Annotated in this window: 27 protein-coding genes and 1 tRNA gene; 15 read left to right on the plus strand and 13 right to left on the minus strand. The window is 66.1% G+C overall.

The window, feature by feature from the left end; all coding sequences use genetic code 11:
* Positions 1–27 precede the first annotated feature (27 nt).
* Together AC099J_RS22925 and AC099J_RS22930 are read right to left on the minus strand one after the other, a co-directional pair.
* Complete coding sequence (locus AC099J_RS22925; protein ID WP_479617613.1) at positions 28–1,314, minus strand: O-acetylhomoserine aminocarboxypropyltransferase/cysteine synthase family protein; 1,287 nt, start codon at positions 1,312–1,314, stop codon at positions 28–30.
* A 131-nt stretch (positions 1,315–1,445) separates the two neighbouring features.
* Positions 1,446–2,459 carry a helix-turn-helix domain-containing protein gene (locus AC099J_RS22930; protein ID WP_479617614.1) on the minus strand — a complete coding sequence of 338 codons (1,014 nt, stop codon included), beginning with the start codon at positions 2,457–2,459 and terminating at the stop codon, positions 1,446–1,448.
* A 165-nt stretch (positions 2,460–2,624) separates the two neighbouring features.
* Here AC099J_RS22930 and eat point away from each other — a divergent pair, with 165 nt between their 5' ends.
* The 6 genes from eat (at position 2,625) to AC099J_RS22960 (ending at position 9,321) form a co-directional block, all read left to right on the plus strand.
* Positions 2,625–4,016, plus strand: a complete 1,392-nt coding sequence (eat, locus tag AC099J_RS22935) for an ethanolamine permease (protein ID WP_479617615.1) — start codon at positions 2,625–2,627, stop codon at positions 4,014–4,016.
* Between the two features lie 12 nt (positions 4,017–4,028).
* A complete protein-coding gene (locus AC099J_RS22940) occupies positions 4,029–5,423 on the plus strand; it encodes an ethanolamine ammonia-lyase subunit EutB (RefSeq protein ID WP_479617616.1) in 1,395 nt (464 codons plus the stop codon).
* 118 nt (positions 5,424–5,541) lie between these two features.
* On the plus strand, positions 5,542–6,357 hold the full coding sequence (eutC, locus tag AC099J_RS22945) for an ethanolamine ammonia-lyase subunit EutC (protein WP_479617617.1): 816 nt from the start codon (positions 5,542–5,544) through the stop codon (positions 6,355–6,357).
* Between the two features lie 203 nt (positions 6,358–6,560).
* Complete coding sequence (locus AC099J_RS22950) at positions 6,561–7,325, plus strand: citryl-CoA lyase (protein WP_479617618.1); 765 nt, start codon at positions 6,561–6,563, stop codon at positions 7,323–7,325.
* A gap of 68 nt (positions 7,326–7,393) precedes the next feature.
* Positions 7,394–8,395: a Bug family tripartite tricarboxylate transporter substrate binding protein gene (locus AC099J_RS22955; RefSeq protein WP_479617619.1), complete on the plus strand. Its 1,002-nt coding sequence runs from the start codon at positions 7,394–7,396 to the stop codon at positions 8,393–8,395.
* 5 nt (positions 8,396–8,400) lie between these two features.
* On the plus strand, positions 8,401–9,321 hold the full coding sequence (locus tag AC099J_RS22960; protein WP_479617620.1) for an IclR family transcriptional regulator: 921 nt from the start codon (positions 8,401–8,403) through the stop codon (positions 9,319–9,321).
* Positions 9,322–10,336: 1,015 nt separating this feature from the next.
* On the opposite strand, the gene AC099J_RS22965 is transcribed toward AC099J_RS22960, so the two are convergent.
* Positions 10,337–10,855, minus strand: coding sequence for a DUF4124 domain-containing protein (locus AC099J_RS22965; protein ID WP_479617621.1), 519 nt, complete (start codon positions 10,853–10,855; stop codon positions 10,337–10,339).
* Between the two features lie 311 nt (positions 10,856–11,166).
* Between AC099J_RS22965 and AC099J_RS22970 the strand changes: the two genes are divergently transcribed.
* The gene (locus AC099J_RS22970) at positions 11,167–11,445 is read left to right on the plus strand and encodes a hypothetical protein (protein WP_479617622.1); all 279 of its coding nucleotides are present in this window, start codon (positions 11,167–11,169) and stop codon (positions 11,443–11,445) included.
* Positions 11,442–11,648, plus strand: coding sequence for an excisionase (locus AC099J_RS22975; protein ID WP_479617623.1), 207 nt, complete (start codon positions 11,442–11,444; stop codon positions 11,646–11,648). Before AC099J_RS22970 ends, AC099J_RS22975 begins: the two co-directional genes overlap by 4 nt.
* A gap of 34 nt (positions 11,649–11,682) precedes the next feature.
* Here AC099J_RS22975 and AC099J_RS22980 read toward each other — a convergent pair whose 3' ends face one another.
* From AC099J_RS22980 to AC099J_RS22990, 3 genes are all read right to left on the minus strand, one after another.
* The gene (locus tag AC099J_RS22980) at positions 11,683–12,126 is read right to left on the minus strand and encodes a hypothetical protein (protein ID WP_479617624.1); all 444 of its coding nucleotides are present in this window, start codon (positions 12,124–12,126) and stop codon (positions 11,683–11,685) included.
* A 14-nt stretch (positions 12,127–12,140) separates the two neighbouring features.
* Positions 12,141–12,896 (minus strand): hypothetical protein, encoded by a 756-nt coding sequence (locus tag AC099J_RS22985; RefSeq protein WP_479617625.1) that lies wholly within the window; start codon positions 12,894–12,896, stop codon positions 12,141–12,143.
* Positions 12,897–12,962: 66 nt separating this feature from the next.
* Positions 12,963–13,178 (minus strand): helix-turn-helix transcriptional regulator, encoded by a 216-nt coding sequence (locus AC099J_RS22990; RefSeq protein ID WP_479617626.1) that lies wholly within the window; start codon positions 13,176–13,178, stop codon positions 12,963–12,965.
* Positions 13,179–13,404: 226 nt separating this feature from the next.
* Here AC099J_RS22990 and AC099J_RS22995 point away from each other — a divergent pair, with 226 nt between their 5' ends.
* From AC099J_RS22995 to AC099J_RS23005, 3 genes are all read left to right on the plus strand, one after another.
* Positions 13,405–13,980 carry a recombinase family protein gene (locus AC099J_RS22995; protein ID WP_479617627.1) on the plus strand — a complete coding sequence of 192 codons (576 nt, stop codon included), beginning with the start codon at positions 13,405–13,407 and terminating at the stop codon, positions 13,978–13,980.
* A 67-nt stretch (positions 13,981–14,047) separates the two neighbouring features.
* Positions 14,048–14,188 carry a hypothetical protein gene (locus AC099J_RS23000; RefSeq protein WP_479617628.1) on the plus strand — a complete coding sequence of 47 codons (141 nt, stop codon included), beginning with the start codon at positions 14,048–14,050 and terminating at the stop codon, positions 14,186–14,188.
* Positions 14,189–14,646: 458 nt separating this feature from the next.
* Positions 14,647–14,853: a hypothetical protein gene (locus AC099J_RS23005; protein WP_479617629.1), complete on the plus strand. Its 207-nt coding sequence runs from the start codon at positions 14,647–14,649 to the stop codon at positions 14,851–14,853.
* A gap of 100 nt (positions 14,854–14,953) precedes the next feature.
* Here the strand turns inward: AC099J_RS23005 and AC099J_RS23010 are convergent, their stop codons facing one another.
* From AC099J_RS23010 to AC099J_RS23040, 7 genes are all read right to left on the minus strand, one after another.
* Positions 14,954–17,854, minus strand: coding sequence for a hypothetical protein (locus AC099J_RS23010; protein WP_479617630.1), 2,901 nt, complete (start codon positions 17,852–17,854; stop codon positions 14,954–14,956).
* 63 nt (positions 17,855–17,917) lie between these two features.
* Positions 17,918–18,181, minus strand: coding sequence for a hypothetical protein (locus AC099J_RS23015; RefSeq protein WP_479617631.1), 264 nt, complete (start codon positions 18,179–18,181; stop codon positions 17,918–17,920).
* Positions 18,178–18,504, minus strand: coding sequence for a hypothetical protein (locus AC099J_RS23020; protein ID WP_479617632.1), 327 nt, complete (start codon positions 18,502–18,504; stop codon positions 18,178–18,180). The genes AC099J_RS23015 and AC099J_RS23020 overlap by 4 nt, the downstream gene beginning before the upstream one ends.
* Positions 18,505–18,620: 116 nt before the next feature.
* On the minus strand, positions 18,621–18,878 hold the full coding sequence (locus AC099J_RS23025) for an AlpA family phage regulatory protein (protein WP_479617633.1): 258 nt from the start codon (positions 18,876–18,878) through the stop codon (positions 18,621–18,623).
* A gap of 97 nt (positions 18,879–18,975) precedes the next feature.
* Positions 18,976–19,569, minus strand: coding sequence for a hypothetical protein (locus AC099J_RS23030; protein WP_479617634.1), 594 nt, complete (start codon positions 19,567–19,569; stop codon positions 18,976–18,978).
* The gene (locus AC099J_RS23035) at positions 19,569–20,810 is read right to left on the minus strand and encodes a tyrosine-type recombinase/integrase (protein ID WP_479617635.1); all 1,242 of its coding nucleotides are present in this window, start codon (positions 20,808–20,810) and stop codon (positions 19,569–19,571) included. Before AC099J_RS23035 ends, AC099J_RS23030 begins: the two co-directional genes overlap by 1 nt.
* Positions 20,811–21,012: 202 nt before the next feature.
* A tRNA-Pro gene (locus AC099J_RS23040) sits at positions 21,013–21,089 on the minus strand.
* Positions 21,090–21,147: 58 nt separating this feature from the next.
* Here AC099J_RS23040 and AC099J_RS23045 point away from each other — a divergent pair.
* The 4 genes from AC099J_RS23045 to AC099J_RS23060 all read left to right on the plus strand — a co-directional run bounded on the left by AC099J_RS23045 (position 21,148) and on the right by AC099J_RS23060 (position 24,635).
* Entirely contained in the window at positions 21,148–21,567 is a 420-nt protein-coding gene (locus AC099J_RS23045) for a DUF488 domain-containing protein (RefSeq protein ID WP_479617636.1), read from the plus strand.
* 34 nt (positions 21,568–21,601) lie between these two features.
* Positions 21,602–22,744: an HPP family protein gene (locus AC099J_RS23050; protein WP_479617637.1), complete on the plus strand. Its 1,143-nt coding sequence runs from the start codon at positions 21,602–21,604 to the stop codon at positions 22,742–22,744.
* 139 nt (positions 22,745–22,883) lie between these two features.
* On the plus strand, positions 22,884–23,351 hold the full coding sequence (locus AC099J_RS23055; protein WP_479617638.1) for a flavodoxin domain-containing protein: 468 nt from the start codon (positions 22,884–22,886) through the stop codon (positions 23,349–23,351).
* 90 nt (positions 23,352–23,441) lie between these two features.
* Entirely contained in the window at positions 23,442–24,635 is a 1,194-nt protein-coding gene (locus AC099J_RS23060) for an ABC transporter substrate-binding protein (RefSeq protein WP_479617639.1), read from the plus strand.
* The last annotated feature ends 45 nt before the right edge of the window (positions 24,636–24,680 follow it).

The following is a 24,680-nucleotide window of genomic DNA, read 5'->3' on the forward strand; positions in this document are numbered from 1 at the left end:
GGCCTGCAACAACCGCCCCGTCACGATTCAGACGGCGGCCAACGCCTGGTCCAGGTCGGCCTTCAGGTCGTCGATGTGCTCGATGCCGACGGACAGACGCACCGTCTCGACGCTCACGCCGGTCTTGGCCAGCTCCTCCGGGGAGAGCTGACGGTGCGTGGTGGACGCCGGGTGCGTGGCCAGCGAGCGCACGTCGCCGATGTTCACGAGCCGCGTGAACAGCTGCAGCGCGTCCAGGAAGCGCGCGCCGCCCTCGCGCCCGCCCTGCACGCCGAAGGTCAGGATGCCCGAGGCTTTGCCGCCCATGTACTTTTGGGCCAGCGCGTGGTCCGGATGGTCCTCCAGGCCCGCGTAGTTGACCCAGCCGACCTTGGCGTTGCCCTTGAGGTGGCGTGCGATCGCCAGCGTGTTGTCGTTGATGCGGTCCATGCGCAGCGCCAGCGTCTCGATGCCTTGCAGGATCAGGAACGCGTTGAACGGCGAGATCGCGCCGCCGGTGTTGCGCAGCGGCACCACGCGCGCACGGCCGATGTAGGCCGCCGGCCCCAGCGCCTCGGTGTAGACCACGCCGTGGTAGCTCACGTCGGGCTCGTTCAGGCGCTTGAAGCGCTGCTTGTGCTCGGCCCAGGGGAACTTGCCCGAATCGACGATGGCGCCGCCCAGGCTGTTGCCGTGGCCCCCCAGGTACTTGGTGAGCGAATGCACGACGATGTCGGCACCGTGCTCGATTGGCCGGGTCAGATAGGGCGATGGCACGGTGTTGTCCACGATCAGCGGCACGCCGTGGCGGTGGGCGATCTCGGCGATGGTGGCGATGTCGGTCACGTTGCCAGCGGGGTTGCCCAGCGATTCGACGAACACGGCCTTGGTGCGCTCGTCGAACAGCTTCTCGAAGCTGGACGGGTCGCGGTGGTCCGCAAAGCGCGTGGTGATGCCCGACAGCGGCAGCGTGTGCGCGAACAGGTTGTAGGTGCCGCCATACAGCGCCGTGCTGCTGATGATGTTGTCGCCGGCCTCGGCGATCGTCTGGATAGCATAGGTCACGGCCATCTGGCCCGAGGCCACGGCCAGCGCAGCGATGCCGCCCTCCAGCGCGGCCACGCGCTGCTCCAGCACGTCCTGCGTCGGATTCATGATCCGGGTGTAGATGTTGCCCGGCACCTTGAGGTCGAACAGGTCGGCGCCATGCTGCGCACTGTCGAACGCGTAGGCCACCGTCTGGTAGATCGGCGGCACCACGGCGCGCGTGGTCGGGTCGGGGGAATAGCCGGCGTGGACCGACAGGGTTTCAAATTTCCAGTTCTTGTTGGACAAGGCTTGTCTCCAGTTGTTGCGGTTGGGCCGGGCTTTATACCGTGCGTTGCGCTGGATGCACGACGAACGCGGGACAGATGCCGGCGGCAGGGCACGCCACCATTTGCGCGAACGACTGGAAGATCAGCTGCTCATGCGCCCTGCGATGCAAGCGCAGGGCCGCGTGCCTGGCGCAGCGTCTGCGAAGGCAACTCGCCGAACATGGCCTTGTACTCCCGCGAGAACCGGCCCATGTGGAAGAAGCCCCATTGCGCGGCGACGTCCTGCACCGTCGCATCGCAGGCGGACGCACGCAGCTTGCGCCGGCAGGCATTGAGCCGCACGGCGCGCAGGAACACCAGGGGCGATTCGCCGACGACGCTGTGGAAATGGTTGTGCAAGGTGCGCGGCGTCAGGTGCAGTTGCGCGCACAGGTCGTCCACCGACATGGCGTGGTTCAGCGGATGCGCCACCAGCGTGCGCGCGGCCATCACCGACGCCAGGCGGCGCTGGCTGGCCAGCCGTTCTGCGGCGAAATCGGCGTCCTGCGCGGTGCCGGCCAACAGGCCCAGCAACTGGTCGGTCAGGCGGCGCAGCATGCTGCGCCCCCAGCCCTGGCCGGCCTCGCCACTGGCGCCCAGCGACAACATGGACTCGATGGTCTGGCACAGCGCCACATGCCGGTGCGGCAACAGCGAGGCCGCCCGCACCGACGCGCCTGGCCGGCCGGCCAGGGGCAGGAAAGGCCGCAGGCCCAGCCGCTCCAGTTCGGCGCACAGCCAGGCCTCTTCCACCACCACGCCGTAGATGCCGAAGTTGTGCGGCGTGCGCAACACGAAGCCGTCTTCGGCACGCGCCGCCAGGACCATGCGGTCGCGGTGCGCAGCCTGCAGCCGGCCCGAGAAGTGCAGCGGCTCGCGGCTGTGCCCGTCGGGAATACCAAACCACACCGCACCGTTCCAGGGCCGGCAGCGCTGGCTGGTCTGCTGGCCCGTGTGCTCGTGGAACACCTGTAGCCGGGGGGCGTCCAGCCACAGCTCTCGCACGCTGCCCGCGAAACGGCCACACGAGAGCTGGTCGTACTCCTGCTGCCAGGCCGAGAGGTGGGTGGCGTGCTCGTCCACGTCGCAACTGGCGCGGGCGGAGTAGTCAAACGTCAGGTCCATGGCAACGGCAGGCTGGATACACGGGCGCCTGCAAGCAAGACAAGTGCCAAAGCGGCTTGGCCGGTGTCACTCGACGCTTGCTTTTTCCGATTTCGGATAGAGAGAACGCCCGCGCTTTGGTCGAATGTCTGTCGTCGTGCTCCGCGTCGCTTTCCAAGGCCCACCATGAACCCCGCCACCCCTCCATCGCCAGGCCACCTCAAGAAGGTGCTCGGCCCGTTTCAGCTGTGGGGCATCGCCGTCGGCCTGGTGATCTCCGGCGAATACTTCGGCTGGTCCTACGGCTGGAACACCGCCGGCACGCTGGGCTTTCTGGTGGCCACCGTGCTGGTCGCCACGATGTACACCACCTTCATCTTCAGCTTCACCGAGCTGTCGACCGCCATCCCCCACGCGGGTGGCCCGTTCGCCTATGCGCGGCGCGCCTTCGGGCCAACGGGCGGCTTCATCGCGGGCTATGCGACGCTGGTGGAGTTCGTGTTTGCGCCACCGGCCATCGCGCTGGCCATCGGCGCGTATCTGAACGTGCAGTTCCCCGCCATCAACCCCAAGTTGATCGCGCTCGGAGCCTACGTGATCTTCATCGCGCTGAACTGGGTCGGCGTCGGCATCGCGGCAACCTTCGAGCTGCTGGTCACGCTCCTGGCCATCTTCGAGCTGCTGGTGTTCATGGGCGTGGTCGCCCCGGGGTGGTCGCTGGCCAACTTCGTCGCCAACGGCTGGGCCGGCGGCGATGTGCTGAACGCAGGCGCCATCTCGGGCATCTTCGCCTCCATCCCGTTCGCGATCTGGTTCTTCCTGGCCATCGAAGGCGCGGCCATGGCGGCCGAGGAGGCGCGCGATCCGCACAAGACCATTCCCATCGCCTACACCACCGGCATCGTCACGCTCGTGCTGCTGGCCTTCGGCGTGATGATCATGGCCGGCGGCGTGGGCGACTGGCGCACGATCGCCAACATCAACGACCCGCTGCCGCAGGCCATGAAGGTGGTGGTGGGCGAGAACAGCGGCTGGCTGCACATGATGGTGTGGATCGGTCTGTTCGGCCTGATCGCCTCGTTCCACGGGATCATCATGGGCTATTCGCGGCAGATCTTCGCACTGGCGCGCGCGGGCTACCTGCCAGCCTATTTCGCCGCGCTGAGCCCGCGCTTCAACACGCCGCACCGCGCCCTGCTGGCGGGCGGCGTGATCGGCGTGCTGGCGATCTTCAGCGACGAGTGGATCAAGTTCGGCGGGCAGACGCTGACGGCCAACATCGTCACCATGGCGGTGCTGGGCGCCATCGTGATGTACCTGATCTCGATGGCCGCGCTGTTCAAGCTGCGCCGCAGCGAGCCGCAGCTGCACCGGCCGTACCGGGCGCCGTTCTACCCGGTGTTCCCTGCCATCGCGCTGGGGCTGGGCCTGGTCTGCCTGGGCGCCATGGTGTGGTTCAACAGCATGCTCACGCTGCTGTTCCTGGCGCTGATGGCGGTGGCGTACGGGTACTTTCTGATGACCTCGGCGCAGCGTGACGCGGCGGCGCCTGACACCATGCTGTCGAGCACGCCCTGATACTGTGAGCCCATGCGCTACCGCACCACGATCGCCGGCCAGGTCTTCGCATTCGACGACCTGCGCCAGGTCATGGCCGTGGCCAGCCCGGCGCGCTCGGGCGACTATCTGGCCGGCATCGGCGCGGCCACCGCGCAGCAGCGCATGGCCGCGCGCTACGTGCTGGCCGACACGCCGCTCACGCAGTTCCTGAACGAGGCGCTGGTGCCTTATGAGGCCGACAACATCACACGGCTGATCGTCGACGGGCACGATGCCGCTGCGTTCGCGCCCGTGTCGCACCTGACCGTCGGCGACTTTCGCAACTGGCTGTTGTCGGATGCAGCCAGCACCCAGGCGCTGACCGCGCTGGCCGCCGGCCTCACGCCCGAGATGGTGGCCGCTGTGTCCAAGCTCATGCGCAACCAGGACTTGATTGCGGTGGCCAGGAAGTGCAGCGTCGTCACGCGCTTTCGCAACACCATCGGATTGAGCGGCCACCTGGCCGTGCGGTTGCAGCCCAACCACCCGACCGACGACCTGCGCGGCGTCGCCGCGTCCACGCTGGACGGGCTGCTGTATGGCGCGGGCGACGCGGTGATTGGGCTGAACCCGGCATCCGACAGCATGCCGGTACTGGGCCGGCTGCTGCACATGCTGGACGAGGTGGTCCAGCGCTTCGATATCCCCACGCAGAGCTGCGTGCTGACGCATGTCACGAACACGCTGAAGCTCATCGAAACGGGCGCTCCGGTCGACCTCGTGTTCCAGTCGATTGCCGGCACCGAGAAGGCCAACCTGTCGTTCGGCGTCACACCCGAGTTGCTGGACGAAGCCCACGCGGCGGCGCAATCACTACAGCGCGGCACGGTGGGGCAGAACGTCATGTATTTTGAGACAGGCCAGGGCAGCGCCCTATCGGCCAATGCCAACTTTGGCGTGGACCAGCAGACCTGCGAGGCGCGCGCCTATGCGCTGGCGCGGCGCTACCGGCCGCTGCTGATCAACACCGTGGTCGGCTTCATCGGGCCGGAGTATTTGTTCGACGGCAAGCAGATCATCCGCGCCGGCCTGGAAGACCATTTCTGCGGCAAGCTGATGGGCCTGCCCATCGGCTGCGATGTCTGCTACACCAACCATGCCGAAGCCGACCAGGACGACATGGACACGCTGCTGGTGCTGCTGGCCTCGGCCGGCCTCACCTTTCTGATCGGCGTGCCCGGCGCCGACGACGTGATGCTGAACTACCAGAGCACCTCGTTCCATGACGCGCTGTTTTTGCGCCAGACCCTGGGCCTCAAGCGTGCGCCCGAGTTCGAGGCCTGGCTGCAGCGCATGCAGATCACCGATGCGGCCGGCCAGCTGGCGCCGCCTGCAGCCAACCACTTGCTGGCCGGCATGGGCGGGTTGAAGGCGCTCGCGACATGAGCCGCGCCCGGCCGCCCGAAGAGGCTCAGCACTGCGGTGCGCAGCACGAACGTCGACCAGCGGACGCCGCCCAGTCGCCCCAGGGCGCTCGCTCCGCAACCGAGCCAAAGGCTCTGCCGTGACCGCCCCCGTCACCCCCAACCCTTGGGCCGAATGGCGCGCGGCGACTCCGGCCCGGCTGGCACTCGGGCGCGCCGGCGCCGGCATGCCGACCGACGAGACGCTGCGCTTCGGCTGGGCGCATGCGATGGCACGCGACGCGATCCACGCGGCGCTGGACGTGGCAGCACTCGAAGCGCAGTTGCACGCCGACGGCTGGGCGGTGCAGCGCGTGCACAGCCAGGCCGCCGACCGCACCACCTACCTGCGCAGGCCGGACCTGGGCCGGCAACTGGCCGAGGAGGACGGCGCACGTCTGCGCGCCGTGGCTGCCGCCCTGCCCGGCGGTGCGCCCGCCGCAGTCTGCGTGGTGATCGGCGACGGACTGTCGTCGCTGGCCGTCGAGCGGCACGCCGCGCCGCTGCTGGCGGCGCTGCGTTCGCATCTGCCACCGGCCACGCGCTTTGCGCCGGTGGTCATCGCGTCGCAAGCCCGCGTGGCGCTGGCCGACGAGGCGGCCGAGGCCTTTGGCGCCACATTGGCCGTGATGCTGATCGGTGAGCGGCCCGGCCTGAGTTCACCCGACAGTCTGGGCATCTACCTGACCCACACACCGCGGCGCGGCCGGCATGACGCCGAGCGCAATTGCATCTCGAACGTGCGGCCCGAGGGCCTGCCCTATGGCGCGGCCGCGTTCAAGCTGGCCTGGCTGATGCGCGAGGCGCTGCGGCGTGGCGCCACCGGCATCGCACTGAAGGATGAGAGCGACCTCGCCATCCTCACGGCGGACACGGGCGCCGCTGGCACACAGCTTGGCGCAGGGCACAGCGGGTAGACGGCGGCCGACGCCTGTGCCGCAGACCGGCATGCGGGTCGCGGCGGAGACGGCGCGCAACCACGTGCCGCAGTACACCACCACTGGCGGCACGGCGCGTGCGCAGGCATGAAGCAACGGCGACAGCGCCTGCACGCAGACCGACTACGCTGGCCCTGAGCCACGCAGGCGACCGATCCAACCACATCCCTTCAGGAACTTCCATGCGCACCAAGCCCGCCCCCACCACTTCGATCGCGCGTTCGGACGCGCAGTCCATCCACGTGCGCGAAGCCAACCTCGTCGAAGAGTTGATCGGCGAGCTGACCTTCACCGAGATGACGCTCCTGCACTTCTACGGCCGCAAGCCGACGCGCGCGGAGACCCGCGTGCTCGACGCCGTGCTGGTCACGCTGATGGAGCACGGCATCACACCCAGCGTGATCGCCACGCGGCTGATCTACCACAGCTCGCCGGATGCGCTGCAGTCCGCCGTGGCCGCCGGGCTGCTGGGCGTGGGCACCACCTTCATCGGCACGATGGAAGGCTGCGCTGCCAACATCGAAGACATGCTGGCTGCGCCCGAGGGCGTGCAGGCCCGGGCCCGCGCCATCGCGGAGCGGCACCACCGCGAGAAAACGCCGCTGCATGGATTCGGCCACCCGCACCACAAGCCCGACGACCCGCGCACGCCCAAGATGCTGGCCGTGGCAGAGCGCGAGGGCGTGCCGGGTCGGCACATCGCGGCCTTGCGCGCCCTGTCGAACGCGGTCGATGCCGTGTATGGCCGGCACATCACGATCAACGCCACCGGTGCATCGGCGGCGCTGCTGGGCGAGATCGCCATCCCGCAGAAGATCATGCGCGGCGTGGCCGTCATCAGCCGCTCGGCCGGGCTGGTCGGACACATCCTGGAAGAAAGCCGCCAGCCCACCGGCGCCTACATCTGGGAGACGGTGGACGAAGCCATTGCCTATGTGAAACCCTGAGCATGCTTGCCGACGCCGGTCAATATTGCGAAAATCAATTTCGCAAAACCAACCGATCGGAAACCACCATGCCGAAATCTCTGCGCAGCACGCGCCGTGCACTGTGTCTGGCCCTGGCAGCCGCAGCCGCGGCCCCGGCCGTGCTGGCCCAAGCCAGCGGGCCGCAACAGGCCGCGAACGACCGGCCGCTGAGGCTGATCGTGCCCTACGCCCCCGGCGGCGTGACCGACCAGTTGGCCCGCCTCGTGGCCGGCAGCATGGCCAGGCAACTGGGCCAGCCGGTAGTGGTCGACAACAAGCCCGGCGCCAACACCATCATCGCCGTCGACGCACTGATGCGCGAGCCGGCAGACGGGGCCACCATGCTGATGGGCGCGGGATCGACCATGGTGCTCAACCCCCTGCTGATCAAGAAGCTCTCCTACCAGCCGCAGCGCGACTTGCGCATGCTGTCGGTGGTGGTCGACACACCCATGATCATGGTCGTGCCCAGCGCCCTGCCCCCGAACAGCGTGGACGAGTTCCGCCGCTACACCCTGGCGAACCCGAACAAGATCAACTACGCATCGGTCGGCGTCGGCGGGTCGCTGCACCTGGCAGGTGAGCTGTTCGCACAGAAGGCCGGCGTGGCGATGACGCACGTTGCCTACAAGGGCAGCGTACCGGCGGTCACCGACCTGATCGGCGGCCAGGTGCAGCTGATGTTCGACGCGCCCGCCACCAGCCTGCCGCAGATCAAGGCTGGCAAACTCAAGGCGCTGGCCGTGACCACGCGCGAGCGCATGCCGTTGCTGCCGGACGTGCCCACCGTGGCCGAGACACTGCCGGGGTTCGACGCCGCGCTGTGGTTCGGCGTCATCGTGCGCGAAGGCACACCCCCTGCAGCGGCGGCGCGCCTGAAGGGCGCAATCGACCAGGTGCTGCTCGACCCGGCCCTGCGCCAGGCCATGGAAGCCCAGGGCAACCTCGTGCGCAAGCCGCAGACAGCCCAGGAGATCAGCGCCTTCCTGGCGCGCGAGGAGGCGCAGTGGGCCGCGATCATCAAAGCCGGCAACATCGCGCTGGACTGACCGTCATGACCGAGCCTGACCCAGCCCCTGCGGCAAAACGTGGGCGCCGGCCCCGGCCGCGCCCGGAACCGGCCGCCGACGCGCCGCCGATGCGACGTGGCCGGCACGCGTCCGCGCCGCGTGCGCGACAGGCGACGGGGGGTCTGGATGCGGCTGCGGACGACGACCGCCAGTTCGTCGTCGCGCTGGCGCGCGGTCTGGAGGTGCTGACCGCGTTCAAGGCCAAAGACGCGCCGCTGGGCAACCGCGAGCTTGCCGAGCGCACCGGCATGCCGAGCGCCACGGTGTCGCGCCTCACGCACACGCTGACGCAGCTGGGCTACCTGCATTTCGACCCACGCCATGAGACCTATGACCTGGGCGGCAGCAGCCTGGCGCTCGGTCACATGGCACTGGCCCGCCTGAGCGTGCGGCGCGTCGCCCTGGAGCCGATGCAGCGGCTGGCGCACCAGGCCAATGCCAACGTCGGCCTGGGCGTGCGCGAGCGCCACTCCATGCTGTACGCCGAAACCTGCGAGGGCGCAGGGCCGGTCGGCCTGCGCCTGCATGCCGGCTCGCGTATTCCGATGGCCACCAGCGCCATGGGCCGCGCCTGGCTGGCCGCGCTGCCACCGGCGCAGCGCGACACGGTGCTGGCCGAGCTGGCGCCGCACCATGGCGACGACTGGCCCGCCGTGGTGCGCGGCATCGAACAGGCGCAGCGCGACCTCGCACGCCAGGGCTTTTGCTGTTCACTGGGCGAATGGCAACGCGATATCCACGGCGTGGCCGTGCCGCTGGTCGAGCCGTCCAGCGGACGCATCTACGCCATCAACCTGGGTGGTCCCGCCTACATGCTGCCGCGCAAAGCCATGCTGGAGCAGCACGGGCCGCAGTTGGTGGCGGTGCGCGATGAAATCCTGGGGCGGCTGGGGGCGGCGCGGTGAAATGCCAATGCCCGATGGCCCGCACCAAAGAAAACGGGCTTCGACCACAACAGCCGAAACCCGTACAAAGATGGTCGGAGCGATACCGATTGAAAGATGGCTGGAAACCCGCATGGATGCTAGACATACAGCCTTTCCCTTCGGATTTGCACCCCCCTCTGTACCCCCAAGACCGCGGCGCTGCTGCGACCTTGATAGTCCGGCAACGCCAAAGGAATTCGGCGAAAAATTTCGCTAGGACGTTGTACGCACCCCACACGCTGGCGCGTCTTTGTCCGGCGCTGCATGGGCGCAGCCGCCAGACCCCACAACCCGCTGTTGCCCATTTTTTTAGCATCCCTTCGCGAGCCACGCCCCGCGCAGATCCCCCCGCATGCCAGGGCAGTTATCCAGAGAGTTGTTAACCGGCCGCGGGGACAACCTAGAGATGCCTTCCCGCTGTGTTTGTCCGGCGCGTTGGATAGTTGTCGACTTCATTACAGTAGGACTTGTGCACAGCGCCGGTGTGCCATATCAGGCCCCGCCACCGCTGCGCCCATCACGCCGGTGCCAGGACGCCTTCGACAAGCACGCCCTCGACCACTAAGCCGGTGACCAGCGCGCCGGCACGCACCACGTCGGCCGACCAGCAGGCGCTCGACCACCACGCCAGCGACCACCCCGTCGGTGACCACCCCGTCGGTGACCACCCCGTCGGTGACTAGCACGCCCTCGACCACCAAGCCGGTGACCACAACGCCCTCGACCAGCAGGCGCTCGCACAGCGCGCACTCGACCAGCGGGGGCTGTACCCGCTTGAACTCTTCGGCAACCGGCCGTAGACTGGCGCGGGGACTAAGGGGTCCGCATGCCGACGATGCGTTATTCAGTCGGCCGGGCTGCCGAGCGGGACACGGGAGCGTTTGCCAGGCACGATAGGACAGGACGCGAGAACCCAGCTTCGGCTGGGTTTTTTCGTTGTGGGGCCGTGTTGGGTTTTTTCGGTTTATTCGGCCGAATAAACCAAGGAATTGTCCTAGGTACACCCGCCCAGTTCCCGGCACTCCCTGCGCATAGCCTCTAGGTCGTCGCGTAGTTCACGGTTGCGTGTGTCACACCTGGTGGCTATGGCTGTCATCTCTGAAGATATGGATGCCTCCCATGTGGCACCTGCTAGGTTGTTCGATGCGGACAGCTTGCGTGCCTGCAGTGCGCGTAGTTCACTATCACACTCCGTGCGTTGTCGGTGGATAGCGCTCGCTGCATTGGGCACCAGAAGGATCTCCATCTCCCTGCGCCTGCGCTCACGCTGGCTGGCTGTCGTGATGGCGTTTAGCCTTTCGGCTTCGGTGATGGGCTTGGCGCCGCTCGCTACGGCTGCAGGTTCCGGTGCGTGACCGGATGCCGGCCGTACGGTGATCTTCTCCCCTGCGCCAGCGCAGGGACGGTCCTGGAACACCGCCTTGCCGTCTGGCCCGGTGCACTTGTTGATGGCCAACGAATGACCGGCGGCCAACATGGCGCAGACCGCGATGAACGATTGCAACGTCTTCATTGAACGCCCTTTTTTCTGCCGACGATATCTCGGTATTCGACGTGCGTCACGTCGCGGGCGGCTTCGCGCGCTCGATCAGCATGCGCAGCCACGGCAAGCCGTAGGCGTCGATCTTCTCCCAATGCGCGGGCAGCAGCCGGACAGAGCGTTGCACGAGTCGTTGCGCTTCGGGCTTTGGTTGGCCGCCACGGGGCCGTTTTGTTGACTGCATGTTTAGCAATTTAGCATATTCATTGAATCACAAAGAATGCTTGACGTCATCAGATTCGATGAATCACAATGAATGCACCATCAACCCATCGAGCAAACACATGCACACGACGTTCACCATCGACACCCCCGCAAGCCTGGACGATGCCATGGGCCGCTATGCCGGCACCTACGACGAGGCGACCCGCAACATCGCGGAGTTGATCAACGCCGTGCCGGCAAACGCGGCACCTTGGGTCAAGGACACTTTGCGTGAATGCGCAAAGCTGTACGCCCGCAAGCACGGCATCAAGATGTCAGAAGTCCGCGCTGCGGCTGCTGGCTACGCGGCGTGGGAACACGCCTTCGAAACCATGAACGCTAAGGAGAACATCCAATGATCATGAACGCATTTGTCGGGCCGAATCCAGTGATCACCAAGTTCTGCGAGATGACCGGATATTCGGTCAAGGCCGTGGAGAAGAAGATCGAGATTGGTGTATGGCTTCAGGGCCGTGAGTACCACCGTGCGCCGGATGGCCGGCTGATCATCGACGTCGACGGCTACAACCGCTGGGTGCGGGGTAAGCGCGAGGCTGGGTAACTGCCGGCGCAGACACCCGGCGGCCACCTGCCCATCAGCCTGGGCTGTACTCCAACGCGTGGCGGCCGTCCCAATCGCCTGACGGTGCAACCTCGCGCAGCGGCGGATGCACGCTGTAGTCGAGCCGCACGACGCGAGAGGCAAACCCGACGTAGGCGAAACGGGTGTCGGCATAGTCGGTACGCTGGATGCGTTCAGGCGCTGGCGGTGTCTCGGCACTGCTGGCCCTGACGACAGCCGCCCCGCCACGTGGGCCGCGTAGGTCCACTTCCTGGCCCCAGTTCCCGTCAGGCTTTTTCAACTGCAACTTGGTGCCGTGCCAGCGGTGCGCAACGCCCGGGCCGGCGCCGACCGTGCGGCGTGTGGGTGCGGTACCACCGGCGCCAACGATCCCGTGAGCTTCCATCGCCCGGCGCATTTGGTCATAGCGCTTCGTGAGAAGCGTCAACACCCCCATCGTGAACAGGTGACGGTCCATGGCGGTGCTCCCCGTCAGGCGGCCGCGCGTTCGGCCGCCGACACGTACCGGCGCAGGTCGTCGGCCGGCATGTAGTCGCGACGGCCGATCGCTTTGCGGTACCGAGCCACGCACGGCGCGAAGTCGCGAAGCGCAATCTCGAACCGAAGCCGTTCCTCGTCGCGCTGTGCAGACTGCAGAACCAGCAACGCGTCGTTGTGCGCCTGCTCGGCCGCCGAGTGGTCGGCTTGGGCGTGCGCCAGTTCATCCTCGGCCATGGTCAGCGCCTGTTCCAGGGTCTGGACTTGGGCGGTGTCTGCCGTCGCTGTAGGCGCTGTTCGGCCAGCCTTCGCGGCGTCGAGTGCGGATCTCGCCGCGGCTTCGAGTGCGCGCATGTGGATTGCCTGGGCGTCTGCCAGAAGATCACGCAAGCGCGACGCTGTGCCCTGCACGTCGGTGACAACCTCGCCCGCCGCTGCCAGCCGCTGCCCGGTCGCGTCCGCGCCCTGCTGGGCCTTCGCTACGCGGGCTGGGCCGCTCAACATCTCAGTCAACGGTGCCAGGGCCTCATCCAGGTGGCGCGCGTGGTACTGCGTGTTGCCCAGGTTGTTCTCGGCCGCGCTGGCGGCCCTCGACAGCCTTGTCCATTCGGGGTCAAGGCCTTGCGATCCGCGTGCCTCGTGTGCAGCGAGTGCCGCCCGTGCGGCGTCGCGCTCGGAAGTGGCGCCGTCGAGGTCGACCTCCTGCCGCTGTGCCTGCAGAGTGGCGGCCTCCGATTCGATGTCTCGCAAGTGGGTAGCTCTGGTGTGTGACATGGGTACTCCTGTAAGTGGATGGACGGGGGGACAGGTTGGAGCTCAGCGCACCTGAGCCTGAAGCCAGGCGGTGACGGCACCAGCGCGCCAGCGGGTGCAACGCGTAGCCACGGTGAGGGGTTGGGGGAACTCGCCAGCGGCGACAAGGCGGCGCACCGTTGACGCAGCCAGACCGGTGAGGGCTGTCACGGTCTGAACCTTCAACAGCGCGTCGGGACTCTGCGCAGCGCTGAGCGGCTGGCTTGGTTTGGAGTGCATGGTCGCTTTCAATCGGTGCGTAAGGAGCAAATGGCACGGTATGACTGATGGTCCCTGACGCCGCCGGGGATGTCCTGCGGGGCAATTTCGCAATTACGCCGTGGTACTCAATCGACCGTATCTCTACCACTGCAGCCCGTAAGCAATAGCTGGTACGAAAGTCCTTGACGTCGAGTTATGTACCACTCATAATTCGTACCACGTTAACGAACCAACGAGAACCACCATGTCCCGCACCTTCCTGTACTGCCGCGTGTCCACTGCCGAGCAAAGCACCGACAACCAGTCGCTTCAGGCCAAGCAAGCGGGCTATGAGATCAAGCCCGCCCGTGTCGTTGCAGAGACGATCAGCGGGACCGTGCCGGCCATGGACCGCCCTGCCTTCTCCAAGCTGGTGGAGAAGTTGGAAGAGGGGGACACGTTGGTGGTGACCAAGTTGGACCGCCTGGGGCGCAACGCCAGCGACATAGACCGCACTGTGGCCCTGCTGCAGTCGGCCGGGGTTCGGTTGATCGTGCTGGACCTGCCGGTGTCTGACGTCACGTCGGCGGCCGGCGACCTCGTGCGCCGAATGTTCGCCGCCTTCGCACAGTTCGAGCGGGACCAATTGGTCGAGCGCACGCATGCGGGTCTGGAGCGCGCCAAGGCCGAAGGCAAGAAGTTGGGCCGCAAACCCGCCCTGTCGGATGTCCAGCAAGCACAGGCCCGGGCGATGCTGGTCGAAGGAAAGGGAGTGCGCGAGGTTGCCCGGCTGCTGGGCGTGTCGCATCCGACCATCCTTCGGATGCAAGCCGTCGCCTGACGCGGATTTCGCAGCAGACCAGCACCGGGCGCCTGCGTGGGCGCCTTTTGCCGTTCCTGCAGGGTGCGTGGTCGACGGCGTGGCCGACGGCGTGGCCGACGGCGTGGCCGACGGCGTGGCCGACGGTGTGGCCGACGGCGTGGCCGACGGCGTGGCCGACGGCGTGGTCGACGGCTTATCGATTGCGTCGTCGACGGCGTGGCCGTGATCGTGCTCGTGGTCGTGGTCGGCGGGCCGAAAAAATTCGCGCGCGAGAGAAACCTCATTCGGGATTTTTTTTAATCGACCAGCGCGATCAACTGAACGCCGGCCCGTCCCTGGATCTCGCAATGGGCGTCGCGATGGAGAGTTGGTCGACCCCCTGCCCAGGGGGGCCCCGCCGGAATACTTTTGAAGGGGGGTGGGTGACCCCCTGCCCAGGGGGGCCCCGCCGGAATACTTTAGAAGTAGCGATCCTTTATTACTTTTCAGTCTAAAAAAGTTGGGGTTGCGTGTGCACCACGCCTCTTTGTGCCCGTGTGCCCTTTCAATCGCGTCAGGGACCCCCGCGACTTTTAGGAACCTGCAAAGTTGTGCGTGTTGGCTGGTGTGTTGCGCGGCTGACGGCGGGCCGGGGCACGAGATGTGCGTGGACGCAGCGCCCAGGCCCCGGCGCGAGGACGCGACATGAGCACCACCACCACCACCACCAGCACCACCACCAGCACCAGCACCAGCTACAGCTACAGCAACAGCTACAGCTACAGCGACAAGGCTGGCGACGGCGCGGGTGGCCGACCTGGGCGCGGGTGGCCGACTTGGGCGCGGGTGGCCGACCTGGGCGAGGGTGGCCGACCTGGGCGAGGGTGGCCGACCTGGGCGCGGGGTTTGTAGGGGTTATTTGCCCCGTTTTCCAACCGCTCCCACTCCAAATGCAATATTTAAAGAAAAATCATTCTGAAAACTGACGGGGAAAAAAAAGCCGAAATAACCCCTACAAACCCCGCACCCGGACCACTCGAAATGCGCCAATACCATTGCGATCTAGCTGAACCTGAACGGCGTACGTCTGGTTGTCCAAGTCGACCGGACGCCCAACGGCTGCACTCAAGGCGCGCCCCACGGAACGAGTGCTGCGAACGTCTTTGCACCGAAGGTCATGCAGTGCGCTTTCGATCAGATCGCGCGCGCCCTCAGCATCAGCGGCCGGCCATCCCGTGGCGACATCTACGACACTTTTCGCAGAAAAAGGCTCGTCCTTGAAAACCTCAAGGAACCCTAGGATCAGCCGTCGCATCGCCTGAGCATGTGGCGCCTCGTCCGCGTTGATCTCGAAGCACACGGCCGGATCATCAGCGCCGGCCCATATCAGGGGCTGCCGGACCAGTCGGTCCCACTGCACAAAGCGGCTACCGGACTTCAGTTGCAAGTCATCTCTAGACTGAAGAAAGCCGGACACGATGCCGACCACATCGCGCAGCACCTCGTCGCGGATTGAACGAGCATGGCCGACCACGTCGGGATTCTTGAACACCCGTGATTCGGGCCGCGCATCCGGCGGTGCGAGCGCCGTTGTCAGCCATCGGGAAACCTCATCGCGGCCAAGCCCCAGGTTGTTGCCGGTCAGGCAAAAAAACGCATTGGAAGGAACCGTCAGCATGCGCGAATTCCCTAGCAGCCGCCCCTCGAACTCAGGGGCGGTAATCGCGCTGTTCAATGCGGCGCCGCCGTTGACCGTGAGACCGTCAGGCACGTTGTCAAACGTGATCATCGCAGGCGAACGCAGCAGCAGCGCCAGCAGCCGCTTCTCGATCTCGTCGTCGTGTCCAACCGGCAGTGTGACCACCGGCATGTCTTTTCCGGTGAGCGTGACGAAGATTCGGCGCGCCAGCGTCGTCTTGCCCGACGACTGGACAGCAGCAAGAATGGCCAGTCCGGGGGCACTGTCCAGTGCACGGCGCTCGATGGCCGTTACCAGACCCGCAAGTGCGACGTGTCGTTCCCGATTGGATGCAAAAGAAAATCCTGCAAGGAACGTTGATTCCAGCCGGGCCAACGCCTCAGACGCCTCAGCCCGTTTGTACGGTCGCAAGCCGTCAACGGCCACACCGTGGACGTACAGGCCGGTTGCCACGTCAAGGCCGTTGGTGGCGAGGATCGATCCATTGCGAAGAACGATCGGGTGGCAAAGAAGCCCTGTCACGGCCGGTGTTTCAGGTGGCGGCATTTCGAGGAGGCAGTCGATGATCACCCCCGGAACAGAGACGTTCACTGGCCCTTTGATGGTCTCCGACTGGAAGACCACGTGTTGCTCAATCAGCGCCCGGACGGTCACCGGGGTAAGCGCTTCGATCTGCATCGTCGTCGGCGGTCTCTGGTCGGGAGCATCGATCATGTGCGCATACGGCTGTACCGTCTCGACAATCCGGGACGGCCGGCCGGCATAGGTAAAAAAGTCTTCTGGGCGGCCCTTCTCCAAGATCTTGCGCCCTACCGCCTGGGTCAGCTCAGCCGAGTTTTCAGGCTTGAAGTGCACTAACTCGCGCGCGCCTGCATCGCGCTTCAGCCGAGCGCGCTTCACGGTCGCTTTGGTGTCTCGAAGCGTCGCGTTCAACAAGCGCCGCCCTTTCCCTGTCAGGCGCTCAACTTCCTCAACGACCACGGCCGCATCGTCGCGCGAGAGTGCTGCCGCAAGTCCTGGCCAAGTGGCCAGGACATCACCTTTGGACAAGAGTCGCAAGCGCCCTAAGACAGACTGCGCATCCGCGTCCACCAGATCCAAGTCTTCGAAGCCATCCGCATTCGGCTCCACCACGCCATCCACCGAGATACCGAGCGCCTGGGTGAACAAGTGCTGCGCGGCGCCTTCACAGGACGCGTGCAGGCACTTGAAGTTGCCCTGCCGGTAGCCGTTGGTGAACGCAGGGAAGTAGGCGCAGGACGTGGGCCCGGTCTTGCCGTCCGTATGCAGATCCTGCCGCGGGCACTGCACATACAGGCGGCCGCGCGCCGACGCACTGAGCACCATGCCCTTGGCGTACAGCAATTGGGCAACCGGGTCGTTGGAGACCGCCGTGTCCAGTTCCTCGGACGCCTCGGTCTTGGACGACGCGACGGCGACGCCCATGGCGGCCTTGTCGATCACCAGTGGCACCGAGTCGCCGAACACGCCGTCGCTCAGGCCGCTGCGCACGGCCACCGGGTCGACCACGCCGGGGGTCATCACTGGGTCGGCGGTGTAGAGCGCCTGCACCACGCGAAACACGGCCTCGTCGACCTGGGTCAGTTTCTGCTGGCGCCGCCAGGCGATCAACTCGGCGCTGGTGTAGGCCGTGTCCAGCCAGAACCACAGGTGCGCCTTCAGCACGCCCTCGTTCTTCTGCAGACCGGCCGAACTGCTCAGTTGCCAGTGGTAGGTGCGGCCGTAGAAGCACTCGGGCAGGTGCTGGGCGATGAACTCGTCGATCCCCGGCGTGGGGTCAGCCAGGTCCAGCCCACCACCGGGTCGGAACTTGTCCACGTCGATCATGATGCTGTGCAGTGCCCGGTCCTTGAACACGAGTTCCTTGCGCAGCACGTGGTTCTCGGACCAGCCCTCTTCGCCGCGCATGATCGGCACGGCGAGCTCGTCGCCGATGTAGCCACCGCGGATGATGCAGGACTGGCGCATGCCGGCCAGTTTCAGCAGTACCTTGTGCAGCGTGAAGATGTCGGTGACATCGACCTTGCGCAGCTTGAAGTTCTTGGCGTCGTCGTAGGGCTTGACGTCGCCGCCGGGGAGCCAGGTCTTGGTGAGCAGCAGCGACCCGGAGGCCGTGAGGATCGAGATGGCGTCGCCGACGACGCGATGGTGTACGGGCGCGCGTGCTGCCGCCATCTGCAAAGATGCAGTCATTCGAATAATTCCTTGTGATGTAGCCCACTGCCGCGCATCAGCGCAGGCAGTGGGCGGCGTGCTTCAGTCGGCGAGCGTCACGGCGCCGGTCTCGGCACACACGGCAATCTGAGACGGCATGGCACGATCGAACGTGCCCGGCGCCCATCCCAGTAGCTTGTCGACGCTCCAACCCGTGCTTTCCGTCAGCAGGACCGCGCGAAAGATCAGTTCAGGATGAACTCGGACCTGGCGCGACACATGCACCGCCAAGTGCTGCAGTGCGCGTGCATCCGCTTGTGCGGCTGTGACCTTGGATGCGGCCTTCGCCCTGGATGCCGCTTTCATGACATCACCTCGGCCGCTCGGTTCATGATCGCCGCGATCGACCCCAGCGCCAACTTGAACCGCCGTTCGATCGCTCGAAGGGTGCGCAACTCCCGCACCGCCCCGTGCAACTGCGCCGCGTCGATACCGAGCGCGCGAACCACGGCGGCATCGTCGACGATCACCACGTCATAGGTACCGCCGCCGCAGTCGGCAACGCGTGTGCCCGAGTCGGGTCGCTCAAGCACGTGTCCGCCATGAAAGTGCCGGCCGTTGCAGAACGGGCAGGCCAACACAGTCAGGAACCACTGTCCGCCGGCGCCACGCCGTGCGATGGCGGACACTTTCGGAAAGTCCCGGAGGACCTTAGAATGAGCGCTGCGTTTGACTGATCCTTGATCTGCACATTGCCGGGCTGCCACCCGGTTTTTTGCATTTTGTGCGTCCATCATGTCGGCCCTCATGCTGCGACCGCTTCCAGCGCCGTCTTGCGCTTCTCGTGCATTTGCTGCACCAATCCGCGGATTTCGTCCTGACTTTTGCCTGCGATCCGCGCGGCGGTAATGGTCGCCACCTCATAGTCAGGCCAGCCGACAGCGCGTGCGCCGATGGGCACCGGCTTGGTGAACAAGCCCGCTCTGATGGCTTCGTAAATGCTTGCGTGGCTCGGATGGCCCGTAGCGACCTTTACAGCCGGCATCCTCAGTATCGACATCATTCTCAAGACCCCTTTGTCTCTCCTTGCAACATCACAAGGATTGGGCAGGAGTCTCCGGGCTGCAGCGGCAGGCAGTCGCCTGCCGGTTACCTGCCGATCACCTGCCGTACAGATACGCTATGTGGGCTTTTACGTCGTCGCTGAACGACTGCCGGGAGATGCCTTCGGCATCCGCCAATTTGCCAATCCCTCTAGGAAGGTGTGCGTAGGTATCGGTCGGCATGCATAGCCCGGCATCAATGCATAGCTGGTACCGACGCGCACGTCGTTCAGCGGTCGATTCCGTTCCCTCAACCACATCTGCCTTGATCAGGTTGTTCTTGCCCGGTTGGTACCCCACTGGCAGGAAATCGGGCGGGACCTGCCACGCTTGGAGATCGCAGAACTGCCGGAAAGCAAGCGTGTCGAGCTCCCACCATTGGCCATGCACGACACCCGCGTCCGCGTCGAATTTCCGGCCCAATAGATCGGCGTGTTCGATAGGCTGCAGATTCCGGCCAACTCTGGCCGCTTCATAGGTCAGGATCGATCGATCACGAAACCCTTGCGGATAGTCGGTACCGACGAACTCAAGACACCCGTACGGCTTGCACGCGGCAGGGTCGATGCCGAACGACAGTCCAACGAGCGCATAGATGTGGTGGGAAGCCAGACGGTTGTACCAGTCCCAATCCAGGGGCACCTCGTCCATCATGCAACCGATCGCAGCGGCAGGAGTCCAGCGCCCGATGCCAGCTTGTCCAGATAGTCGGCCCACTGCTGCATCATCACGGCGCGCTGCTTGAGGTACTGCGTGCGGTTGTAGGCCCGGCCGTTGACGTCTTTGACCTGGTGCGCCAGCTGCGCCTCGATCACCAGCGGATCGGCCTCCAGTTGCTCGGCCAGCATAGTGCGAGCAGTCGCGCGGAAACCGTGAACGGTCTGCACGGTCGGGCCATAGCCGAGCGTCAGCAGCGCCGCCCTCAGGGTGTTGTCTGAGATCGGCCGCTCGTGACTTCGCTCGCCAGGGAACACCATTGCGCCGCGGCCTGAATATGCATGGAGGCCGCTCAGAACCTCGACGGCCTGGTGGGGTAACGGCACCACGTGCGGAGGGCCGTTCTCCTTGCCTTCCTTGCGCCGCTTCATGCGCGCGGCCGGGATGGTCCACAGTGCGGCCTCCAGGTCGATCTCGGCCCATGTGGCGCCACGCAGCTCGTTTGGTCGCTGAAACAGGAGAGGCGCAAGCTGCAGAGCCGCGCGGACGATAGGCCCTCCCTGATAGCCACGGATGACGCGGACAAGCTCGCCGAGTTTCTTGGGGTCTGTGATTGCAGCGAAGTGCCTTTTCTTGTGGGGTGTCAGCGCGCCTTTCAGGTCGGCGGTGATGTCGCGCGGTGCGCGCGCCGTCGCCACGGCGTAGCGCCACACCGCGCGAGCCGTCATGAGCACCCGGCCGGCAACGTCCAACGCCCCGCGCTCCTCGACTCGCCGAAGTGCGGCCAACAACTCGATCGGTTCGATGCCGCCGATCGCTCGGTCCGCGAAGTGTGGGAACAGATCCTTTTCGAGGTTGCGCAGTTCGCGAACGGCGTAGTGCTCGCTCCAACGGCCTTTGTGCTTCCCGTACCACTCCAGGGCTGTCGCTTTGAATGCATCCGATTCGACGGCGCGGGCCTTGAGCTTACTGACCTTGCGCACCTGCACCGGGTCGTTCCCCGCCGCCTTGTCCAGTTTGGCGGCGTCGCGGGCCTTCCTAGCTGCGGATAGGCTCACGGTCGGATAGCTGCCGAGCGCCAGCTGCTTCTCCACGCCGTTGGTGCGGTACTTCAGAAACCAGCGCCGCGAGCCTGCAGGGCTGACTTGCAGATAGAGCCCGCCCGAGTCGGCGTAGCGGGCTTGCCGACGGTCTGCGGGGCACGTGGCGTTCTTGCATTGAGCGTCGGTCAACATGGTGGCTCTGGGGTGTGGTTGGCCGGTGCAGGGGGTACACGGGCCAGGGACTTAAAAAAACGGACTCTGCACCCCCGCTTGTACCCCCGCTTTCGGCCGTCAGTCAACGTCAGCCCCTGTCGCTCCCTGTCGCTTATCCGGCTGTTTTCCCAATGAAAAAGGCCGCCAGGTGTATGTCCCTGTCGGCCTTTGTACTATCTATTGGTCGGAGCGATAGGATTCGAACCTACGACCCTCTGGTCCCAAACCAGATGCGCTACCAGACTGCGCTACGCTCCGAAGCCCGCGATTCTAACCCGGTCTACGGCTACCGAACAACAGCAAAAAGGAGATCTGCATGGTGCTCAGAATCGTGCGCCTGGGCACCCCGCGCGCGGCCGACGAGGGCTTGCGCATCGGCACCGTGCGGCGCCCGCCGCGCGGCGTGCCCAAAAGCGCGTTCGCATCCGGCAACTGGTATGACTGCTGGTACCCCAACCTGGCGCCGAGCGCCGAGACCATGGCGCTGGGGCAGGCGGCGCAGGCCTCTGGTACGGACGCGGACTGGTCGCGCTTCCGTCGCGCGTACCTGGCCGAAATGAAGGCGCCCGAAGCCAGCCGCAACCTGGACCTTCTGGCCGCGCTGTCGCATGGCACCCAGCTCTCGGTCGGTTGCTATTGCGAGCAAGAAGCCCGCTGCCACCGCTCGCTGCTGCGCGAGCTGCTGGCGCAGCGCGGCGCCCTGATCGACCCAACGACCGATGGACTGATCGACTGATCTCAGCCCCCCGCGTCGATATGATCCGGGCCGCATGAAACTGCCCGACCTGAAAGCCTGGATGCACGCCGCCGCAGCTGGCGGCCTCGTGGCCGGTGGCAGGGTCAGCCGGGCGGAGATCGCGCGTGCCGCCATGGGCAGCGCCGTCGGCATCCTGGCGGCGGCGCTGGTCGCGCAGTGGCTGGCCCCCGGCCTTCCCGGGCTGCAACTGATCGCGCCGCTGGGCGCCACCGCCGTGCTGGTGTTTGCCGTACCGTCGAGCCCGCTCGCCCAACCCTGGCCCGCCATCATGGGCAACACCGTGTCGGCGCTGGTCGGCGCCGCGTGCGGCCGGCTTTCCGGCGACATCGGCCTGGCCGCTCCGTTGGGTGTGGGCCTGGCCATTGCCATGATGTTCCTGCTGCGCTGCCTGCACCCGCCGGGCGGCGCATCGGCCCTGCTGGCGGTGCTGACCCAGGCCGATCCCGCGTTTGCCTTCAACCCGGTGTTCATCGACACCGTCATCGTGGTGCTGGCCGGCGTGGCCTACAACCGGCTGACCGGCCGGCGCTATCCCCACGCGATGCATGCGCCCACGGCAGCGCCGTCTGGGCAGACGACCCGCTTCAGCAGCGCTGATCTGGACGCCGCACTGGCGCACTACGACCAGGTGCTGGACATCAGCCGTGACGACCTGGAGCGCCTGCTGCACTACGCCGAATCGGCCGCCTACGAGCGCAAGTTCGGCGACCTGCGGTGCCGCGACATCATGTCGCGCGACCTGCTGTGCGTGCAGTTCGGCACGCCCCTGGCGCAGGCCTGGCAGCAGATGCGCGCGCGCCGCGTGAAGGCCGTGCCCGTGACCGACAAGGCCCGGCGCATCGTCGGCATCCTGACGGTGGCCGACTTCATGCAGCACGCGGATTTCGACGCCATCGACGGCCTGGGTGCCCGGCTCAAGCACCTGATCCGCGCCTCCGGTCTGAGCAGCACCGACAAGCCCGAGGTGGTGGGCCAAATCATGACGCGCGAAGTGCGCATCGCCAGCGCAGACCGTTTCATCGCCGAGTTGCTGCCCCTGTTCTCGGACGCCGGGCACCACCACATCCCGGTGCTGGACGAGGAGCGGCGGGTGGTCGGCATCATCACGCAGTCGGACTTGATACGGGCGCTGCGCCGCACCGTGAGGCCGTCCTGAACGACGCGCCACGACCTCTACCAGCGGCCCGGCCCACCAAGGGTTTGCCGCAGGCCGTGCCGTCTTGCGCCGCATCAAGAAGGCAATATACTGCCTGTCGACACGGCGACACGCAGTTTAGTGCACCAACGGAGATGGCATGAAATTGAAGATTCTGGTCGGCACCGTGACCAACACCGCCGAGTACGTCGCCCAGGCCATCGAGATGGATTGCGCCGATCTGGTCGAACAGGTCGAATTGCAGATGATGGACGGTCTGACCACCGACGTGTTCTCCGAGACTGCCCTGTACCTGATCTGCACGTCCACCTATGGCGCCGGCGACCTGCCCGACAACGCACACGCGCTGTATGCCGCGCTGGATGACCAGCCCGCCTACCTGGGCCATGTGCGCTACGGCGTGATCGCGCTGGGCGACATGGGCGCGCATGGCGCCACCTTCGCGCAGGGCGGCGTTCGGTTCGACGAACGGCTGCAGGGCCTGGGTGCGCAGCGCGTGGGCGACATCTTCACGCTGGACGCCAGCGATGGCAGCGTACCCGAGGAGGTGGCCACCGCCTGGTGCCGCACCTGGCTGCCAAACGCCCTGGCCCAGGTGCCCACATGAGCCGCCAACCCTCGGGAAAGTCATAGGCGCGGCGCCGCCCGGATTGCGATAAATTCTTTAGACCTAAACAATTGACCCACGGAGAAACACATGAGCACCACCCGCCGCATCGTCCTGTCCCGCAGCGCCGCCCTGGTGGGCGCCGCCTCCACCGGCCTGCTGCTGCCGCAACTGGCCCGTGCCCAGGGCGCCAAGGTGCGGGTGGGCTTCATGCTGCCCTACACGGGCACGTTCGCGCAGTTGGGCGTGGCCATCGAGAACGGCGTGCGCATGGCAATCGCTGAACAGGGCGGCAAGCTGGGCGGGCGCGAGATCGAGTGGTTCAAGGTCGACGACGAATCCGAGCCGGCCAAGGGCATCGAGAACGCCAACAAGCTGGTGCAGCGCGACAAGGTCGACGTGCTGATCGGCACCGTGCATTCGGGCGTGCAGATGGGCATCCAGAAGGTGGCACGCGACAGCGGCGTGCTGACGCTGATCCCCAACGCCGGCGTGCATGCCGCCACACGCGCCCTGTGCGCGCCCAACGTGTTCCGCACCAGCTTTACCAACTCGCAGCCCACGTTGGCGCTGGGCCAGGCCATGTTCGACAAAGGCCACAAGCGCGCGGTCTGGATCACCTGGAAATACGCGGCCGGCGACGAGGCCTTCGAGGGCTTCAAGGAGAGCTACACCAAGGCCGGTGGCACCATCGTCAAGGAACTGGGCCTGCCGTTCCCCAATGTGGAGTTCCAGGCGCTGCTGACCGAGATCGCCTCGCTCAAGCCCGACGCCGTGGCCTGCTTCTTCGCCGGTGGCGGCGCGGCCAAGTTCATCCGCGACTACGCGGCCGCGGGCCTGAAGGACAAGATCCCGCTGTATGGCTCGGGCTTCCTGACCGAGGGCGTGCTGGAAGCCGCCGGCCCCGCTGCCGACGGCATCATCACCACCATGCACTACAGCGACGCGCTGGACACGCCGCGCAACAAGCAGTTCCGGCTGGAGTACGTCAAGATGTTCCGCAGCCAGCCGGACGTGTACGCCGTCCAGGGTTATGACACCGGTCTGCTGCTGGCCCAGGGCGCCAAGGCCGTCAACGGCGATCTGACCGGCAACAAGGCCGCGCTGTACAAGGCCATGGAGTCGGCCACCATCGACAGCCCGCGCGGCAAGTGGACCATGAGCAAGGCCCACAACCCGGTGCAGGACATGTACCTGCGCCGCGTGGAGAACAAGGAAAACAAGGTCATCGGCATCGCTGCCAAGGCGCTGTCCGATTCGGGCGCCGGCTGCAAGCTGGGCTGAGGCTGTGCGCGCGTCCCCCTCCCTGCGCAGCCCGCGCAGCGCCTG

This window comes from Rhodoferax sp. RT4P68, assembly GCF_056521305.1.

What these genes read in the sequence shown, in the direction of transcription:
- AC099J_RS22930 (WP_479617614.1), bottom strand. Translation starts at nt 2,459, where the DNA reads ATGGACCTGACGTTTGACTACTCCGCCCGCGCCAGTTGCGACGTGGAC.
- eat (WP_479617615.1), top strand. Translation starts at nt 2,625, where the DNA reads ATGAACCCCGCCACCCCTCCATCGCCAGGCCACCTCAAGAAGGTGCTC.
- AC099J_RS22940 (WP_479617616.1), top strand. Translation starts at nt 4,029, where the DNA reads ATGCGCTACCGCACCACGATCGCCGGCCAGGTCTTCGCATTCGACGAC.
- AC099J_RS22950 (WP_479617618.1), top strand. Translation starts at nt 6,561, where the DNA reads ATGCGCACCAAGCCCGCCCCCACCACTTCGATCGCGCGTTCGGACGCG.
- AC099J_RS22955 (WP_479617619.1), top strand. Translation starts at nt 7,394, where the DNA reads ATGCCGAAATCTCTGCGCAGCACGCGCCGTGCACTGTGTCTGGCCCTG.
- AC099J_RS22960 (WP_479617620.1), top strand. Translation starts at nt 8,401, where the DNA reads ATGACCGAGCCTGACCCAGCCCCTGCGGCAAAACGTGGGCGCCGGCCC.
- AC099J_RS22965 (WP_479617621.1), bottom strand. Translation starts at nt 10,855, where the DNA reads ATGAAGACGTTGCAATCGTTCATCGCGGTCTGCGCCATGTTGGCCGCC.
- AC099J_RS22970 (WP_479617622.1), top strand. Translation starts at nt 11,167, where the DNA reads ATGCACACGACGTTCACCATCGACACCCCCGCAAGCCTGGACGATGCC.
- AC099J_RS22975 (WP_479617623.1), top strand. Translation starts at nt 11,442, where the DNA reads ATGATCATGAACGCATTTGTCGGGCCGAATCCAGTGATCACCAAGTTC.
- AC099J_RS22980 (WP_479617624.1), bottom strand. Translation starts at nt 12,126, where the DNA reads ATGGACCGTCACCTGTTCACGATGGGGGTGTTGACGCTTCTCACGAAG.
- AC099J_RS22990 (WP_479617626.1), bottom strand. Translation starts at nt 13,178, where the DNA reads ATGCACTCCAAACCAAGCCAGCCGCTCAGCGCTGCGCAGAGTCCCGAC.
- AC099J_RS22995 (WP_479617627.1), top strand. Translation starts at nt 13,405, where the DNA reads ATGTCCCGCACCTTCCTGTACTGCCGCGTGTCCACTGCCGAGCAAAGC.
- AC099J_RS23005 (WP_479617629.1), top strand. Translation starts at nt 14,647, where the DNA reads ATGAGCACCACCACCACCACCACCAGCACCACCACCAGCACCAGCACC.
- AC099J_RS23010 (WP_479617630.1), bottom strand. Translation starts at nt 17,854, where the DNA reads ATGACTGCATCTTTGCAGATGGCGGCAGCACGCGCGCCCGTACACCAT.
- AC099J_RS23015 (WP_479617631.1), bottom strand. Translation starts at nt 18,181, where the DNA reads ATGAAAGCGGCATCCAGGGCGAAGGCCGCATCCAAGGTCACAGCCGCA.
- AC099J_RS23025 (WP_479617633.1), bottom strand. Translation starts at nt 18,878, where the DNA reads ATGATGTCGATACTGAGGATGCCGGCTGTAAAGGTCGCTACGGGCCAT.
- AC099J_RS23030 (WP_479617634.1), bottom strand. Translation starts at nt 19,569, where the DNA reads ATGGACGAGGTGCCCCTGGATTGGGACTGGTACAACCGTCTGGCTTCC.
- AC099J_RS23035 (WP_479617635.1), bottom strand. Translation starts at nt 20,810, where the DNA reads ATGTTGACCGACGCTCAATGCAAGAACGCCACGTGCCCCGCAGACCGT.
- AC099J_RS23045 (WP_479617636.1), top strand. Translation starts at nt 21,148, where the DNA reads ATGGTGCTCAGAATCGTGCGCCTGGGCACCCCGCGCGCGGCCGACGAG.
- AC099J_RS23050 (WP_479617637.1), top strand. Translation starts at nt 21,602, where the DNA reads ATGAAACTGCCCGACCTGAAAGCCTGGATGCACGCCGCCGCAGCTGGC.
- AC099J_RS23055 (WP_479617638.1), top strand. Translation starts at nt 22,884, where the DNA reads ATGAAATTGAAGATTCTGGTCGGCACCGTGACCAACACCGCCGAGTAC.
- AC099J_RS23060 (WP_479617639.1), top strand. Translation starts at nt 23,442, where the DNA reads ATGAGCACCACCCGCCGCATCGTCCTGTCCCGCAGCGCCGCCCTGGTG.